The following is a 16031-nucleotide window of genomic DNA, read 5'->3' as shown; positions in this document are numbered from 1 at the left end:
AGCCTCACTGCCAAGGCTTGGGCTCACCAAACAACTGCCCCTGAACCCCATAAATCCCCATCTCCCGAATTACCGACAGCTCCCCTTCGGTTTCGACCCGCTCGGCAATCAACGGCAAATCGATACTGTGCGCCGCGCGCTGGATCGCCTCGATGAACAGACGCTTGTCGCTCTCCTGATCAATCGCCCGAATGTACCCACCATCGATCTTCAGGTACGCCAACCCCAGCCGCGCCAGGTTGCCGATCATGCTGAAGCGGCCGCCAAAGCGCTGCAGGCTCAAGGAGAAGCCGAGTTCTCGCAGGCGCCGCGTCAGCTCTTCCAGCATCGCTTGCTCTGGCAGTTGTTCCTCGCCGATTTCCAGCGTCAGGCGCGGGCCCAGATTGGAATGGGCGCGCAAAATCTCGAAGATTTTATTCAGCGCCTGCGGATCGCCCAACGTCGCCGACGACAGGTTCAACGCCAGCGACTCTTCGTGGTCGGCCATCTGCTCAAGCACCAATTCCAGCATCAGCCGATCCAGCCGCGCGGTCCAGCCAAAACGCTCCAGCCATGGCAGGAAGCGCCCGGCAGGAATGGTCTGCCCCTGTTCGTCGAGCAAACGCGAAAGCACTTTGTAATGCAGCACCAACCGGGTGTCCTGGCTGGCCACGACCGGCTGGAAATACAACTGGAACCGCCGCTGCTCCAACGCCTGGTCCAGCAAGTTGTTCCACGCATGATGGTCATCGCCGACACTGGCCGATGCGCTGTGATCCAGGCACGCCCAACTCGGCTCGCCCTGGGCTTCCGCCTGGGCCAACGCCTGATCACCCAGCCCGAGCACCGCTTGCGGCGAGTCGCCATGAACGAAAGGCGCCAACCCGATCGACGCCACCGAGGCTACATCGGTGGCGCCTGTCGCATGCAGGCTCGCCAAGGCACTGTCGAGGTTCTGCGCCAGTTGCAACGCTTCTTCACGCACCAGCCCCGGCGCCAGCACAGCGAACTCACCGCCGCGAATCCGCGTGACGAGGTTTTGGGTTTCGGGGTACTTGGCACACTCGCGGGACAACTGCTCGCCCACGGCTTTCAACAACTGGTCGGTACGCTGGCCGCCCAACCGCTGGTTCAATCCGGCCAGGTCCTTGACCCGCAACAGCAGCAGATATCCCGAACTGGCCTGCTCCGGGTTGCTCACCCGGGCGTTCAACTGCATCTCGAAATAACGACGGTTGGCCAGCCCGGTCAGGTTGTCCTGATAGCTCTCGACCCGCAGTTTTTCACTGCGCTCGGCCTGCTCCTGGAACAGCGCCTTGAGCTTCTCGACCATCTGGTTCATTGCCTGCACCACGCGGCGCAGTTCCGGGGTGCGTGGCAGTTCCGGCAGGCTGAGGAACTCGCGGCGGGCGATGGCGTGGGATTGCTGGACCATGTAGTCCAGCGGCTTCAATTGCCGGCGCAACAACAACGCGCCCAGCGCCGCGCTCACAGCGCCGCAAAGCAACAACCAGCCCAGACTGCCCAACGCGCTCTGCCACAACTTGGCCAACGCGAACATCGGGTGGCTGACCACCTCGACCCGTGCCGCCTGCTCCCAGCCCCGGCTGACAATCGCATCGCCGCCCGCGGCTTCAAGGCCGATCATTTTGACGAACCAGTCCGGCACGTTGTTCACCGCCGGAATCCCGCTGCGTTCGACAATGGTTTGGTCGTTGCTCAGGTCGACCACGCGAATATTTGCGTAGTAACCGCTGTCGAAAATCGAGCTCACCAACAGCTCGACCATCGCCGGGTCGTCGATGTTCGGCGTCAGGGACAGCGCCAGTGCCGTCGCGGCGTCCTGGGCGTGGGAGCGCAACTGGTTGACGTACTGCGTGCGCGAGCTTTCCAGACTGACCATGAAGCTACCGGTGAAGGCGACGACCAGGAACAGACAGATTGCGATCAACAGCTGTTTGAACAAAGACATCTGAGCGCGTGCTCCTAGTTAGTCGTTTCGACCGGGAAACCTTCGGCCTGCATTTTCTTCAACACGTCCTGCCAGCGGGACAGGCGCTTGGTGTCGCCGACTTTTTTATTGCCCTTGGCGCCGGGCAAATACAGACCTTCGGCATTGAAAGAGTAGACGGGTAACAGATCGGTCCGCTGGCTGGCTGGTTTTATCTCGTTGATCAGGCTGTCGAGCACCAGCGGCATGGCCTCGGGGCTCGAATAGTAGGTCAACACCATGTGCGCCCGATTCTGGCGCAACGCCTTGACGTAGGTGATGCGTAACTTGTCACTGGAGACGCCGAGATGACGCAGGCTGAAATACTTGGCAATCGCATAATCTTCGCAATCACCGGCGCCCTTCCACAGCGCTTCGATGGGCGTTTCCCAATAGTCGACCTCGTGCCACAGGTCGATATCCTCGACGTAACGCACCTGCTTGTTGAAGAACAGGTTGACCACTTTGAGCTGTTCTTGCTCGCTGACTTGCTTCTGAGTGGCCAGCAAATGCTGCCAGGCATCGATCCGTTGCTGCCCTTCACCTAACGGTCCGTATAAGGCTTGCGCACGGCGGCTAATCAGCGAAAAATCCCAATCGGCCTGCAAGCCGCCCAGCATGAGGCCGGCCAGTAGCAGCGCACAGCACAGCCGGCGCAAAGTCCGTGGGATCGCGAAACGTACCGCCAATGCGAGGCATCCAGATCAGGCAAATGGTATTCGGTCGATGGTGCAGGTTAGCCCGATAAAAGACAATGGCACGGTGCAATCACGAACGGCACGCTAGACTTGTATTGTGATTGACATAAAAAGAGTGCGATTGAAAACCTGACTTGTTTGACAAGCTCCATTGCAGTCTCTAGTGTCCATTTGGATCCAAATATTTCAGTCGAATAGGGTGCGTAGTAGTGCCACAAAAGACCAACCCTCTCAGCAGCATCAAGGTCAGCGGGCCTATTCCCGCCCACCTTGCACGTTCGGTGATCGAAGAAACGCTGCGCGCGGCGATTCTCGATGGACGCATCCCTTGCGGCACTGCATTGCGCCAGCAAGACCTGGCCGATTTGTTCGGGGTTAGCCGCATGCCCGTGCGCGAAGCCTTGCGCCAGCTCGAAGCCCAGGCGCTGCTCAACGTAGTCGCCCACAAAGGCGCCGTCGTCGCACCGCTGGTGCAGGGCGATGCGGTTGAAACCTATGCACTGCGGATTTTGTTGGAATCTGAAGCGCTGCGACTGTCGATTCCACTGCTTGAGAAAGAAGACTTCGAAGCAGCGGCCCGTCATATCGACGACATGGAGACAGAGCACGACTACTCGGAGATCGGTCGGCTCAATCGCCTGTTCCACATGTCGCTGTACGTCAAGGCGCCTAACCGTCGCCTTCTCGGTCTGATAGAAGAAGGGTTGAACGAGGAAGAACGCTTCCTGCGCTTCAACCTCGAAGCGATGGGCTTGGGCAAACTGTCCCAGGATGATCACCGAGCGATGTTACTGGCGGTGGAAGACCGCGACATCGAGCGCGCGGTAACGATGCTCGAGAATCACCTCAATCGGGGTGTCGAGGTCATTACACGCTACCTCGCCAGCCCTGAAGCGCTGAACAAGAAAACCTCCCGGTAAACCGTTCTGGCAAGTTGAGCGAGCAGATCAAACTGCTCGTTTTCGCTTGTCACGACGGCGCAGAACCCCACGCTAAAGCCTTGCCCTCGATTTCCCCCTCCCAAGCCCCGTTATTGCACTGAGAAGATGACATCTCAGCGATAGCGGCTGCCGTGATTTACGCTCACTCTTGGACTGCCAACAACCAATGAACGGGCGACGCTGCGCACCTGTGCAACAGTCCCCGCACCAAGAACCTAAGGAAGGAGTCTTGTCACGGGAACGGAAGCACCGGCGTTGGTCCCGGCCAACTTCCACCCTCTAAAGTCACCTCATTGATTTATCTAAGAAAGTTGCTACGAGTGAGGCATTCACTCTTCATTTGAATTTTGACTTTCATTAGTCGAAAGGAGCAGCTACGTCCAAATAAAACTTAAACCCAAAGTTTTATCGGAACTTGTCGCACTCGAAAAATATGAACTTTCATTTAATTAAAAAATAACTTGCCGGATACTTTATTCGTGTATTAGTTTTTGTTCGCCCCACTGAACACAGGCCTGCAACCCTTTATCTGCGGACCACTACTCACTCATACAGCCCCATTAGCCTGAGGCCTTTGCTCGCCCACAGAAAACTTTAAACGACAGAGGCTTATTGGCCGAAACTTCCTTAATCGCACTTTCGATCACATATAGGTTCGCTCATGAAACCGAACAAAGACCGCCTCAACCAGAAGAAAGCAGAACTTAGTGCGCACCCGATCTTTTCTGAAATACATTCGCTGTCGGTACTTCAACGCTTTATGGAAACCCATGTATTTGCCGTGTGGGATTTCATGTCGCTGACCAAGCGCCTGCAACAAGAACTGACCTGCGTTCAGCTGCCCTGGCTACCGCCACGAGATCCGCAGGCCGCGCGCCTGATCAATGAAATCGTGTTGGGTGAAGAGTCCGATGATCGTCCTGCCCACGGTCATTACAGCCATTTTGAGTTGTATCTGGATGCGATGCGCGAAGTCGGCGCCAGTACGGTCGCGGTGGAGCGCTTTGTCGCGTTGCAACAAGAAGGCGTTAGCTACGACGTCGCGTTGCAAAGCGTGGACGTTGATCCGGCGGCGGCGCAGTTCGTGCGGCACACCTTGCACACGGCGTTGCATGCCCCGGGGCACAGTGTTGCCGCGGCGTTTTTACATGGTCGTGAGAGTGTGATTCCGCAGATGTTCCAGCGCATTCTCGACGATTGGGGTATTGGCATCGAACAAGCGCCGACCTTCCGTTACTACCTGGAGCGGCACATCGAAGTTGACTCCGAAGACCACGGCCCGGCAGCGGAAAAACTGCTCGCCCGGTTGGTCGATGGCAATCCGCAACGCGAAGAAGACGTCTACGCCAGCGCCATTGCCGCCGTAGAAAGTCGCATCGCACTGTGGGACGGCCTGCGTCTGAGCATGGGCGAGCCTTTGCCGGAGGTGAGCGCATGAACGCCGCCGACTACCAATCCTTCGCCGACGCCTGGGAAAGCCGCGCGACGATCCGCACTCGCCCACGGCGGATGTTGGAAAACGACGACAAGCTGATCTATCCCTTGAGTCGCCAACCGCTGGTGCTGAGCGAAACCTTCCTGCGCGAATGCCCGGAGCAACGGGACTTCGCCTTGGTGCAGACGCTCTACAAGTTCATCAATGATGTGGTGATTTTCGAAACCGAGATCGTCGACAAGACCGCTCGCAGCATCGCCAAGAATCGCTTCGCCGTGGCGTTCCCGTTCGCTTGCCGTTACGACGCCATGACCGTGGTGGTGGACGAGGATTACCACGCCTTGGTCGCCATGGACTTCATGCAGCAGACCATTGCCCTGACCGGCATTGCGCCGATGGTGCTGCCAGATGAAATCGAACTCAGTCGAGCCATCCCGGCAGCCGTGGCGCTCGCGCCGGAGCACCTGCGCAGCCCCGTCGAATTGATTTGCGTGGCCATTGCCGAGAACACCGTGACCGGCGATGTCGCGGCGTTTGCCAAGGACGACACGGTCAAGCAGTCGATCAAAGGCCTGATGGCCGATCACTTGCTCGACGAAGGTCGCCACTCCGGCTTCTGGGCGCGGCTGGTGCGCATCTACTGGCACACCGCGAGCGAAGACGATCGCCATTGCATTGCGCAGATTCTGCCGGTGTTCATTGGCCATTACCTGACCAACGATATTCAGAAGTCCTTCGACTTGCGCCTGATCGAGTCCTTGCAGATCAGCGAGACGGCTCGTCAGGCACTCAAGCGCGAAGTCTCGGGACTGGCCTTCCCGATCAACCGTCATCACCCGTTAGTCGCCAACATCGTTCGGTTTTTCCGCAGCAGTTCGCTGCTCGATTCGCCGTGCGTGCAAGACGCCCTCTGCGACTACCTGGTTTAACGAGGAGAACACCATGAGACGTCTCGACATTTTACTCATTGGGCAAAGCCAGGCCTTGACCGACCTGGCGCTGGAACTTGAACAGCACGGTCATTCGTTAGTGCGGTTCGACGCGCTCAACGAGCAGTCGTCGTTTGATTTGCTGATCGACGATGCGAGTCTGCCGTTTGCCGGCTTCGACGCAACACCGCGACTGACGCTGCAACTGGGTGTCGGCGCATCGCAGGCTTGCGGTTTGCCGCCGCTGGACGTGTTGTGCACGTATAACTCTGCCTTGTTCACTCGCGTACCGATCACCGACGAACCTGGCGGCAATGGCCAGGCATTGCGCCTGCGAGCCGTGGCAGAGTTGCTGGATCACGTCGCGCTGCTGGTCAGCCGCTTCTCCCGCGATGCCGACTATTTCCTGCACACCGAACCGGCCGCTCCCGCTCATTTTGAGCGGGTGGAAAACCTGCTGTTTCTGGAACACCTGGCCTTCGTCCACGCGCTCAACCTGACCGAGCAATCCTGGCTGCGGAAGCTGGCTCAGATCCCGATGATCGAGCGTCTCGAACAACGCCTCCACCAGTCGGCCGAGCGTCCCGCGCTGACGATCGGCGAGACGACGCTGAGCTATCGGCAATTGCACGCGCACAGCCGTGCTATTCAGCAGCGGTTACAGCCACTGCTCGATCAACATGAAGGGCCGTTGGTGGTCGCAATCTGCCTGCCCAAATGCAGCGCGCTGTATGCGGGGATCCTGGCGATTCTCGGCAGCGGCGCGGTGTATTTGCCGCTGGAGCCGAGCCATCCTCTGCAACGTCAGCAGTACATTCTTTCCAATGCCGGGGCCGTGTTGTTGCTGCATGACGGCCAGCATCCACTTGCCGATGACACGCCGGGGCTGGACATCAGCCGTATCAACGCCGAAGACGCGGACCTCGAACAACCGTTGATGCGCCACCGACCCGATCTCGATGCGCCGTGCATGGCGCTCTATACCTCGGGCACCACCGGGCATCCCAAAGGCGTGCTGCTCAGTCAGGCCAACCTCGCGCATTTCACGGCGTGGTATGCCGACTACGTGCAACTCACCGAGCACAGTCGGGTGCTGCAGTTTTCTTCGTTGAGTTTCGACTCATCGCTGATCGACATTTTCCCGACCTTGCTTCAGGGCGCCGAACTGGTCGTGCCCAGTGACGATCAACGTCGTGACCCCTTGCAACTGGTCGAACTGATCCGCCACCGACAACTCAGCCACGGTTTTTTGCCACCGGCCTTGTTGAGCATTCTGCCGCTGGATCAGTTGCAGGTGCTGGATCATGTGATGACTGGCGGCGACGTTTGCGAACCCTGGGTAATCGAGCAACTGACGCGCCAGGGCAAGCTCTACAACCTGTATGGCCCGACCGAAGCCACGGTGCTGATTACCGCGCGACAGTTGCGTACCGGTGACAGCAATCGAACCCTCGGCGCGCCAATTGCCAACAGCCAGGTGCTGATCCTCGATGAAGACTTGCAACCGGTCACCGACCACACGGTAGGCGAGTTGTACATCATCGGTCCGGGGGTTTGCCTCGGGTATCTGAACAACCCGCAGCAAACCGCTGAGCGCTATCTGAACCTGAATGTGTCAGGCGGCCAAACCCTGCGCGCCTACCGTACCGGCGACATGGCGAAGTGGACCGGCGACGGCGTCGAGCTGTGTGGGCGCCGGGATAATCAGGTGAAGATTCGCGGCTTTCGGGTGGAACCGGAAGAGATCGAGCGCTGCCTGCGCGACAGCCAGTTGTACCGCCAGGTGGCGGTGGTCATCGACAGTCAGCGGCGAATTCTGGCCTTCCTCGCGCAGCCTCAGGAAGACCGGCCCGGCGCCGCTCGCGAAGCCTTGAAGGCTCACGCGGTGCAGTTTTTGCCGGACTACATGCAACCCGGCGCCTGGACCGAATTGCAAAGCATGCCGTTCGCCAGCAACGGCAAAGTCGACCGCAAGGCGTTGCTTTCAATGTCGGTCAGCGTCTTGGAAAACACCACGCGACGTTTGCCGGCCAGTGCCGATGAGGGGCTGCTGTTGGAGATCTGGGCCGAGTTGCTGGAGCTGCCGGCCAGCGATATTTCTACCGACGAAAGCTTCTTCAATCTGGGCGGCCACTCGATTCTGTTGTCGCGCATGTTGCTGCGATTACGCGAGGAGTTTGGTCGCAGCATCTCCATCAATCGCTTCATCGAGCTGCCGACCATTGCGAAGTTGGCGACCTTGGTGCGTGGCTCTGGTACTGAAGAAGTGCTGAGCGAAAAGGCACTGGCCGATGCTTTCCGTGAGCTGGATATTCAGCCGTTGCCGGTCAGCAAAATGGGCGATGTGCACAAGGTGATCGTCACCGGCGCCAACAGTTTTGTGGGTGTGCACATTGTCGAGGCGCTGTTGGGTTGGGGCGCCACGGAAGTCGCGTGCCTGGTGCGCGATGGCGGGGGGCAAACGGCGGCTGAGCGCTTTGCTCATGCCTTGCGCGAAAACCGCTTGGAGCATCTGGACCTGAGTCGGGTGCGGGTTTACGCAGCGGACATTGCCCGTCCATTCCTGGGGCTTTCCAGTGAAGTTTACGAGCGCCTCGACCAAGAGTTTGGTGCACTGGTGCACAACGCGGCCAACGTCAATCACGTACTCGATTACGAGTCGCTGGCGCGGGACAACGTCGAGCCGATTTTCGAGTGTCTGAGGTTGTGTGAAGGGCGCAGCAAGAAAATTTTCAATTTCGTCTCCACGCTCTCGGCCTCCAGCACGATTACCGCCGATGGCCGAGTCCTGGAGTTACCCGCCGCGCCGACCCCGCCGATCTACATCAAGAATGGCTACAACCTCTCCAAGTGGGTTGGCGAACGGATTCTTGAACGGGCGCGCGAGCGTGGGGTGCGGGTCAACCTTTATCGCCCCGGCAACATCAGTTTCAACAGCCTGACCGGCGTCTGCCAGCCGCATAAAAACCGCTTGATGCTGATGCTCAAAGGCTCGATCCAGCTCGGTCGTGTACCGGAGTTCGCGCTGAATTTCGACCTGATGCCGGTGGATTTTCTCGCCCGCTTCATCGCCTTCCATGCCAGCCGCTATCAGCCTGAAAAAGCGGTGTTCAACCTGCACAACCCCGAGCCCCTGAGCTGGGACGACTACGTGGCGTCCTTTCGCGAGGCCGGGCGGGAGTTCTCCATGGTCAGCGTCGCCGACTGGCAGCAGCAACTGGACCGGGTCGACAGCGACAACGCTCTGTTCGGCGTGCTCGGGTTTTACCTCAACGGCTTTGAAGAAGACATCGGCGACATCTCGATGATCGGCCACGACAACGCCCAGGCCGGCGTGCGGCAAATGGGTGCGCATTACCCGGAAAAATCCCCGGCGCTGCTGCGTCGTGGCTGCGACTACCTGAAAGAAATCAACTTCATCTGATTCAACCCAAACGGAGCAAAACCATGAGCACTCTGCAACCCGATACCCTGATCAAAAATCCTCAAGGCTGCCACGTCGTGTCCTCGGTGGAAGTGCCGGCCGATGCCAAGGAAGTCTGGGCAATCGTCGGCAACTTTGCCGGCTTCGATCGGTTCATTCCGGCGCTGTCGCACATCGAAATGACGGGTGAAGGCGTGTCGTCCTTGCGCAAGAAATTCTTCAAGGACGGCAACCTCGTGGTCGAACAACTCAACTCGCGAAATGACCACGCGTTGAACATGACCTGGACCACGATCTACAACACGTTGGGCGTGGCCAATTTGTGGGCAGCGATGAGCGTTGAGCCCCTGGGCGCGGGCAAGTCCCGCGCGACCTGGACCATCATCGCCGAGCCGGCGCAGGGAGGTGCCGAGGCACTGCCGGGCTTCAAGGACTTTGTGCAGGGGTTTGCCGATGATGCGATGAACAATGTGTTGAAGTTGTTTGCGTAGGGCTTTCGTTCGGTGGTGATTGATCTACCGCCATAGCGGGCAAGTCTGCTTCCACAGGGATCACCGGAAACCTGTGGGAGCGGCGGTGCGACTTGCCCGCGATTGAACGATAACGCGGTTTTGAATCAGATTTTGAAGCTATCAACCAACTGCTTCAACCGGTTCGCCTGCTGAGACAAGGCATCGCAATCCTTCAATGTTTCATTGAGGTTGGCCACGCTCTGCTGGTTCAGCAGGTTGATCTGATTGACGTCGACGTTGAGCGTTTCCACCACGGCGGTCTGCTCTTCGGTGGCCGCCGCGACTGATTGGTTCATACCGTCGATTTCGCCGATGCGCCGGGTCACGCTGACCAGTCGCAGGCCCGCCTGGTTAGCCACTTCGACGCTCTGTTCACTGGAGAGCTGACTGGCGTTCATGGTGGTCACCGCTTCACGAGAACCGATCTGCAGCGAGGTGATCATCTTGTGGATCTCCTCCGCTGACTCCTGCGTGCGGTGCGCCAGGTTGCGTACCTCATCCGCCACCACCGCAAAACCACGACCCGCTTCACCGGCACGGGCCGCTTCGATGGCCGCGTTCAGGGCCAGCAAATTAGTCTGCTGGGAGATGCCTTTGATCACATCGAGAATGTGCCCGATGTTATCGGTGCTGGCGTTCAGGGTTTCGATTTGGGTGCAGGACAGGCTGATTTTCTGCGACAGTTCGGTCATCGCCAGAATCGTTCGCTCAACCACCTGACGACCATCGTCCGCCTGCTCGCTGGCACCACTGGCATGCTGCGAAGCGTCAGCAGCGTTGCGTGCAATTTCCTGGGTAGCAGCACCCAATTGGTTAATCGCTGCGGCCACACTGTTGGTGCGAGCGCTTTGCTCGTCGGAGCCGATGATCGAGGCGTTGGACGATGTCATGACCCGTTGCGACAGGTCATGAACCTGGCGGGTGGCCGAAGACACTTCGCTGATCGAGGCGTGAATGCGTTCCACAAACTGATTGAATGAACCGCCCAGCTCACCGAACTCGTCGTTGCTTTCGACGGATAGCCGTCGGGTCAAATCGCCTTCACCCTGAGCGATGTCTTGCATCGCGCGGCCCATGGTCGTCAACGGACGCATCAGCACATTGATCAGCAAGCTCAGCAGCACTGCAATGGCCGTCACGGCGATGAACATTGCGATCAATGCCGAGGTGCGGAACTGGCTCAATGGCGCGTAGGCCTTGTCCTTATCAATCGACAGACCGATGTACCACTGGGCATTCGGCAAACCACTCACCGGGGTGAACGAGAGGATGCGATCCTGCTTGTTCAACGTGACGTTCTGATTGCCCTTCTCGATCCGCACACCGGCGTTCGGGTAGATATCCTTCAGGTTCTTCATGACATGGTCTTTGTCCGGACTGACGATCACCTGGCCGTCGGCGCTGACCAGGAACGCGTGACCGATACCACCGAAGTCCACTGAGTTGATGATCTTCACCAAGGTCTCCAGGCTCAGGTCACCGCCGACTACACCAAGTAACTCGCCGTTCTTTTTCACCGGCATGGCGATGGTCACCACCAGACCGCCAACGGCTGCCATGTAAGGTGGGGTCAGCATGGTCTTGTCGACCGCAACGGCTTGTTTGTACCAGGGACGCTGACGCGGATCGTAGCCGTCCGGCATCTTCGCGACAGGACGCTGGGTGAACACGCCATTGGCCTGGCCAACGTAAGTGAACTGGAAGTTAGAGGTGAACGCCGGTTGGTCGATCAGGCCCGCAAGGTCCGCGCTGACGCCTTGGTGTGCAACGTTTTGCGCAAGGCTCTCCAGAACCAGCACCCGGCCACTCATCCAGTTCTGCACGCTGCTGGCGGTCAGATCACCGGCTTGCTGGACAGAGGTTTCGAGATTTTGCCGGATGGTGTTCCGCTGCAAATAGTCGTTGTACAAAGTGAACAACGCGAATGCCAGCACGACGACGCCGGAGGCGGCCAACAAGATTTTATGGCTGAACTTGAGATTCATTTCATAGGACTTCTTATGCAGAAAGTGGGGATGCGTTCCGAGTTGCAACATTCCATGTAACAGCGCAAACGGCATTCTGCGACCGCTCTACTTTGGTGCACGCATGTCTCAACAGTCTGTCGGCACCAGAGCGGGAAATCTTAGAAATTTGTATGAAATGCCCAGGACTCCGGTCGAACGGCGTACCAACGGGAATAGACACAAATAGAAAAGCCAGTTCCTGATTTCCAGAGGCTGGCTTTTTAGTTTCTGTGGTTTTTGGCGTCCTGAAACGACAAAACCCCTGTCTGCGTTAACAGACAGGGGTTTTTGAATTTAATCTTGACGATGACCTACTCTCACATGGGGAAACCCCACACTACCATCGGCGATGCATCGTTTCACTGCTGAGTTCGGGATGGGATCAGGTGGTTCCAATGCTCTATGGTCGTCAAGAAATTCTGTGACCAGCCCGTTACAGCCGTAACGTGCCAGCAAAATAGGTGACTTCTACTAAAACAAAACCCCAACTGCTTTCGCAATTGGGGTTTCGGAATTTAATCTTGACGATGACCTACTCTCACATGGGGAAACCCCACACTACCATCGGCGATGCATCGTTTCACTGCTGAGTTCGGGATGGGATCAGGTGGTTCCAATGCTCTATGGTCGTCAAGAAATTCGGGTACCGAATCGTGGCCAGTCGGCCGCGCTTCAGCAAATTGGGTATGCGATAGTTTGGTGTTTTGTGAGTATCTCGAACTTTCGGTTCGTTGCGTCTTCACACACCGCAATCTGGCCTTTCGACGCAAATTGCTTGGGTGTTATATGGTCAAGCCTCACGGGCAATTAGTATTGGTTAGCTCAACGCCTCACAGCGCTTACACACCCAACCTATCAACGTCGTAGTCTTCGACGGCCCTTCAGGGGACTCAAGGTCCCAGTGAGATCTCATCTTGAGGCTAGTTTCCCGCTTAGATGCTTTCAGCGGTTATCTATTCCGAACATAGCTACCCGGCAATGCCACTGGCGTGACAACCGGAACACCAGAGGTTCGTCCACTCCGGTCCTCTCGTACTAGGAGCAGCCCCTCTCAAATCTCAAACGTCCACGGCAGATAGGGACCGAACTGTCTCACGACGTTCTAAACCCAGCTCGCGTACCACTTTAAATGGCGAACAGCCATACCCTTGGGACCGGCTTCAGCCCCAGGATGTGATGAGCCGACATCGAGGTGCCAAACACCGCCGTCGATATGAACTCTTGGGCGGTATCAGCCTGTTATCCCCGGAGTACCTTTTATCCGTTGAGCGATGGCCCTTCCATACAGAACCACCGGATCACTAAGACCTACTTTCGTACCTGCTCGACGTGTCTGTCTCGCAGTCAAGCGCGCTTTTGCCTTTATACTCTACGACCGATTTCCGACCGGTCTGAGCGCACCTTCGTACTCCTCCGTTACTCTTTAGGAGGAGACCGCCCCAGTCAAACTACCCACCATACACTGTCCTCGATCCGGATAACGGACCTGAGTTAGAACCTCAAAGTTGCCAGGGTGGTATTTCAAGGTTGGCTCCACGCGAACTGGCGTCCACGCTTCAAAGCCTCCCACCTATCCTACACAAGCAAATTCAAAGTCCAGTGCAAAGCTATAGTAAAGGTTCACGGGGTCTTTCCGTCTAGCCGCGGATACACTGCATCTTCACAGCGATTTCAATTTCACTGAGTCTCGGGTGGAGACAGCGCCGCCATCGTTACGCCATTCGTGCAGGTCGGAACTTACCCGACAAGGAATTTCGCTACCTTAGGACCGTTATAGTTACGGCCGCCGTTTACCGGGGCTTCGATCAAGAGCTTCGCGTTAGCTAACCCCATCAATTAACCTTCCGGCACCGGGCAGGCGTCACACCCTATACGTCCACTTTCGTGTTTGCAGAGTGCTGTGTTTTTAATAAACAGTCGCAGCGGCCTGGTATCTTCGACCGGCATGGGCTTACGCAGTAAATGCTTCACCCTCACCGGCGCACCTTCTCCCGAAGTTACGGTGCCATTTTGCCTAGTTCCTTCACCCGAGTTCTCTCAAGCGCCTTGGTATTCTCTACCCAACCACCTGTGTCGGTTTGGGGTACGGTTCCTGGTTACCTGAAGCTTAGAAGCTTTTCTTGGAAGCATGGCATCAACCACTTCGTGTACTAAAAGTACACTCGTCATCAGCTCTCGGCCTTAGAATCCCGGATTTACCTAAGATTCCAGCCTACCACCTTAAACTTGGACAACCAACGCCAAGCTGGCCTAGCCTTCTCCGTCCCTCCATCGCAATAACCAGAAGTACAGGAATATTAACCTGTTTTCCATCGACTACGCTTTTCAGCCTCGCCTTAGGGACCGACTAACCCTGCGTCGATTAACGTTGCGCAGGAAACCTTGGTCTTTCGGCGTGGGTGTTTTTCACACCCATTGTCGTTACTCATGTCAGCATTCGCACTTCTGATACCTCCAGCAAGCTTCTCAACTCACCTTCACAGGCTTACAGAACGCTCCTCTACCGCATCACCTAAGTGATACCCGTAGCTTCGGTGTATGGTTTGAGCCCCGTTACATCTTCCGCGCAGGCCGACTCGACTAGTGAGCTATTACGCTTTCTTTAAAGGGTGGCTGCTTCTAAGCCAACCTCCTAGCTGTCTAAGCCTTCCCACATCGTTTCCCACTTAACCATAACTTTGGGACCTTAGCTGACGGTCTGGGTTGTTTCCCTTTTCACGACGGACGTTAGCACCCGCCGTGTGTCTCCCATGCTCGGCACTTGTAGGTATTCGGAGTTTGCATCGGTTTGGTAAGTCGGGATGACCCCCTAGCCGAAACAGTGCTCTACCCCCTACAGTGATACATGAGGCGCTACCTAAATAGCTTTCGAGGAGAACCAGCTATCTCCGAGCTTGATTAGCCTTTCACTCCGATCCACAGGTCATCCGCTAACTTTTCAACGGTAGTCGGTTCGGTCCTCCAGTTAGTGTTACCCAACCTTCAACCTGCCCATGGATAGATCGCCCGGTTTCGGGTCTATTCCCAGCGACTAGACGCCCTATTAAGACTCGCTTTCGCTACGCCTCCCCTATTCGGTTAAGCTCGCCACTGAAAATAAGTCGCTGACCCATTATACAAAAGGTACGCAGTCACCTAACAAGTAGGCTCCCACTGCTTGTACGCATACGGTTTCAGGATCTATTTCACTCCCCTCTCCGGGGTTCTTTTCGCCTTTCCCTCACGGTACTAGTTCACTATCGGTCAGTCAGTAGTATTTAGCCTTGGAGGATGGTCCCCCCATATTCAGACAAAGTTTCTCGTGCTCCGTCCTACTCGATTTCATGACCAAGAGATTTTCGCGTACAGGGCTATCACCCACTATGGCCGCACTTTCCAGAGCGTTCCGCTAATCTCAAAGCCACTTAAGGGCTAGTCCCCGTTCGCTCGCCACTACTAAGGGAATCTCGGTTGATTTCTTTTCCTCAGGGTACTTAGATGTTTCAGTTCCCCTGGTTCGCCTCTTGCACCTATGTATTCAGTACAAGATAACCATCTTATGATGGCTGGGTTCCCCCATTCAGACATCTCCGGATCAAAGTCTGTTTGCCGACTCCCCGAAGCTTTTCGCAGGCTACCACGTCTTTCATCGCCTCTGACTGCCAAGGCATCCACCGTATGCGCTTCTTCACTTGACCATATAACCCCAAGCAATCTGGTTATACTGTGAAGACGACATTCGCCGAAAATTCGATAATACTCAATTAAGAGCAACTCACAAATTTTACCTTAGCCTGATCCGTTACCAGTGAAAGTAACGTTCAGTCTATCTTTCTATCACATACCCAAATTTTTAAAGAACGAACTAGTCAAAGACTAGAAATCAACATTCACCATCTCAACGATGGAATGCTCATTTCTAAGCTTTCAAACTTCAGAAGCAGTAGTGGTGGAGCCAAACGGGATCGAACCGTTGACCTCCTGCGTGCAAGGCAGGCGCTCTCCCAGCTGAGCTATGGCCCCGTATTTCTACAGGCGTTTCCCACACAAAATTGGTGGGTCTGGGCAGATTCGAACTGCCGACCTCACCCTTATCAGGGGTGCGCTCTAACCAACTGAGCTACAGACCCAATTTCGG

8 protein-coding genes, 2 tRNA genes and 3 rRNA genes are annotated in these 16031 nt (G+C 56.6%); 5 read left to right on the top strand and 8 right to left on the bottom strand.

Annotation, left to right across the window (positions count from 1 at the left end):
• Positions 1–4: 4 nt before the first annotated feature.
• Both lapD and lapG read right to left on the bottom strand, forming a co-directional pair.
• A complete protein-coding gene (gene lapD, locus AB4N76_RS14740) occupies positions 5–1951 on the bottom strand; it encodes a cyclic di-GMP receptor LapD (protein ID WP_460164590.1) in 1947 nt (648 codons plus the stop codon).
• 14 nt (positions 1952–1965) lie between these two features.
• Positions 1966–2658, bottom strand: coding sequence for a cysteine protease LapG (lapG, locus tag AB4N76_RS14735; RefSeq protein ID WP_046033201.1), 693 nt, complete (start codon positions 2656–2658; stop codon positions 1966–1968).
• A 218-nt stretch (positions 2659–2876) separates the two neighbouring features.
• On the opposite strand from lapG, the gene AB4N76_RS14730 reads away from it, so the two are divergent.
• The 5 genes from AB4N76_RS14730 (at position 2877) to AB4N76_RS14710 (ending at position 9887) form a co-directional block, all read left to right on the top strand.
• A complete protein-coding gene (locus tag AB4N76_RS14730) occupies positions 2877–3587 on the top strand; it encodes a GntR family transcriptional regulator (protein ID WP_046033200.1) in 711 nt (236 codons plus the stop codon).
• A gap of 682 nt (positions 3588–4269) precedes the next feature.
• Complete coding sequence (locus tag AB4N76_RS14725; protein WP_046033199.1) at positions 4270–5046, top strand: DUF3050 domain-containing protein; 777 nt, start codon at positions 4270–4272, stop codon at positions 5044–5046.
• Complete coding sequence (locus AB4N76_RS14720) at positions 5043–5972, top strand: diiron oxygenase (RefSeq protein WP_046033198.1); 930 nt, start codon at positions 5043–5045, stop codon at positions 5970–5972. Before AB4N76_RS14725 ends, AB4N76_RS14720 begins: the two co-directional genes overlap by 4 nt.
• A 13-nt stretch (positions 5973–5985) precedes the next feature.
• A complete protein-coding gene (locus tag AB4N76_RS14715; protein ID WP_460164589.1) occupies positions 5986–9396 on the top strand; it encodes an amino acid adenylation domain-containing protein in 3411 nt (1136 codons plus the stop codon).
• 23 nt (positions 9397–9419) lie between these two features.
• Positions 9420–9887 (top strand): SRPBCC family protein, encoded by a 468-nt coding sequence (locus AB4N76_RS14710; RefSeq protein WP_046033196.1) that lies wholly within the window; start codon positions 9420–9422, stop codon positions 9885–9887.
• Between the two features lie 125 nt (positions 9888–10012).
• On the opposite strand, the gene AB4N76_RS14705 is transcribed toward AB4N76_RS14710, so the two are convergent.
• The 6 genes from AB4N76_RS14705 to AB4N76_RS14680 all read right to left on the bottom strand — a co-directional run bounded on the left by AB4N76_RS14705 (position 10013) and on the right by AB4N76_RS14680 (position 16023).
• On the bottom strand, positions 10013–11893 hold the full coding sequence (locus tag AB4N76_RS14705) for a methyl-accepting chemotaxis protein (RefSeq protein ID WP_046033195.1): 1881 nt from the start codon (positions 11891–11893) through the stop codon (positions 10013–10015).
• A 319-nt stretch (positions 11894–12212) separates the two neighbouring features.
• Positions 12213–12328 (bottom strand): 5S ribosomal RNA (gene rrf, locus AB4N76_RS14700).
• 105 nt (positions 12329–12433) lie between these two features.
• Positions 12434–12549, bottom strand: a 5S ribosomal RNA gene (gene rrf / locus AB4N76_RS14695).
• 151 nt (positions 12550–12700) lie between these two features.
• Positions 12701–15591, bottom strand: a 23S ribosomal RNA gene (locus tag AB4N76_RS14690).
• A 249-nt stretch (positions 15592–15840) separates the two neighbouring features.
• A tRNA-Ala gene (locus AB4N76_RS14685) sits at positions 15841–15916 on the bottom strand.
• 30 nt (positions 15917–15946) lie between these two features.
• Positions 15947–16023: transfer RNA gene (locus AB4N76_RS14680), tRNA-Ile, on the bottom strand.
• Between the last annotated feature and the right edge of the window lie 8 nt (positions 16024–16031).

This window comes from Pseudomonas sp. S2_F03 (assembly GCF_054668335.1).
This window is presented reverse-complemented; position numbering and strand designations above follow the sequence as displayed.

Bases quoted from the DNA above. Each gene is read 5' to 3' on its own strand.
- AB4N76_RS14705 (WP_046033195.1), bottom strand. From the start codon at position 11,893: ATGAATCTCAAGTTCAGCCATAAAATCTTGTTGGCCGCCTCCGGCGTC.
- AB4N76_RS14710 (WP_046033196.1), top strand. From the start codon at position 9,420: ATGAGCACTCTGCAACCCGATACCCTGATCAAAAATCCTCAAGGCTGC.
- AB4N76_RS14715 (WP_460164589.1), top strand. From the start codon at position 5,986: ATGAGACGTCTCGACATTTTACTCATTGGGCAAAGCCAGGCCTTGACC.
- lapD (WP_460164590.1), bottom strand. From the start codon at position 1,951: ATGTCTTTGTTCAAACAGCTGTTGATCGCAATCTGTCTGTTCCTGGTC.
- AB4N76_RS14720 (WP_046033198.1), top strand. From the start codon at position 5,043: ATGAACGCCGCCGACTACCAATCCTTCGCCGACGCCTGGGAAAGCCGC.
- AB4N76_RS14725 (WP_046033199.1), top strand. From the start codon at position 4,270: ATGAAACCGAACAAAGACCGCCTCAACCAGAAGAAAGCAGAACTTAGT.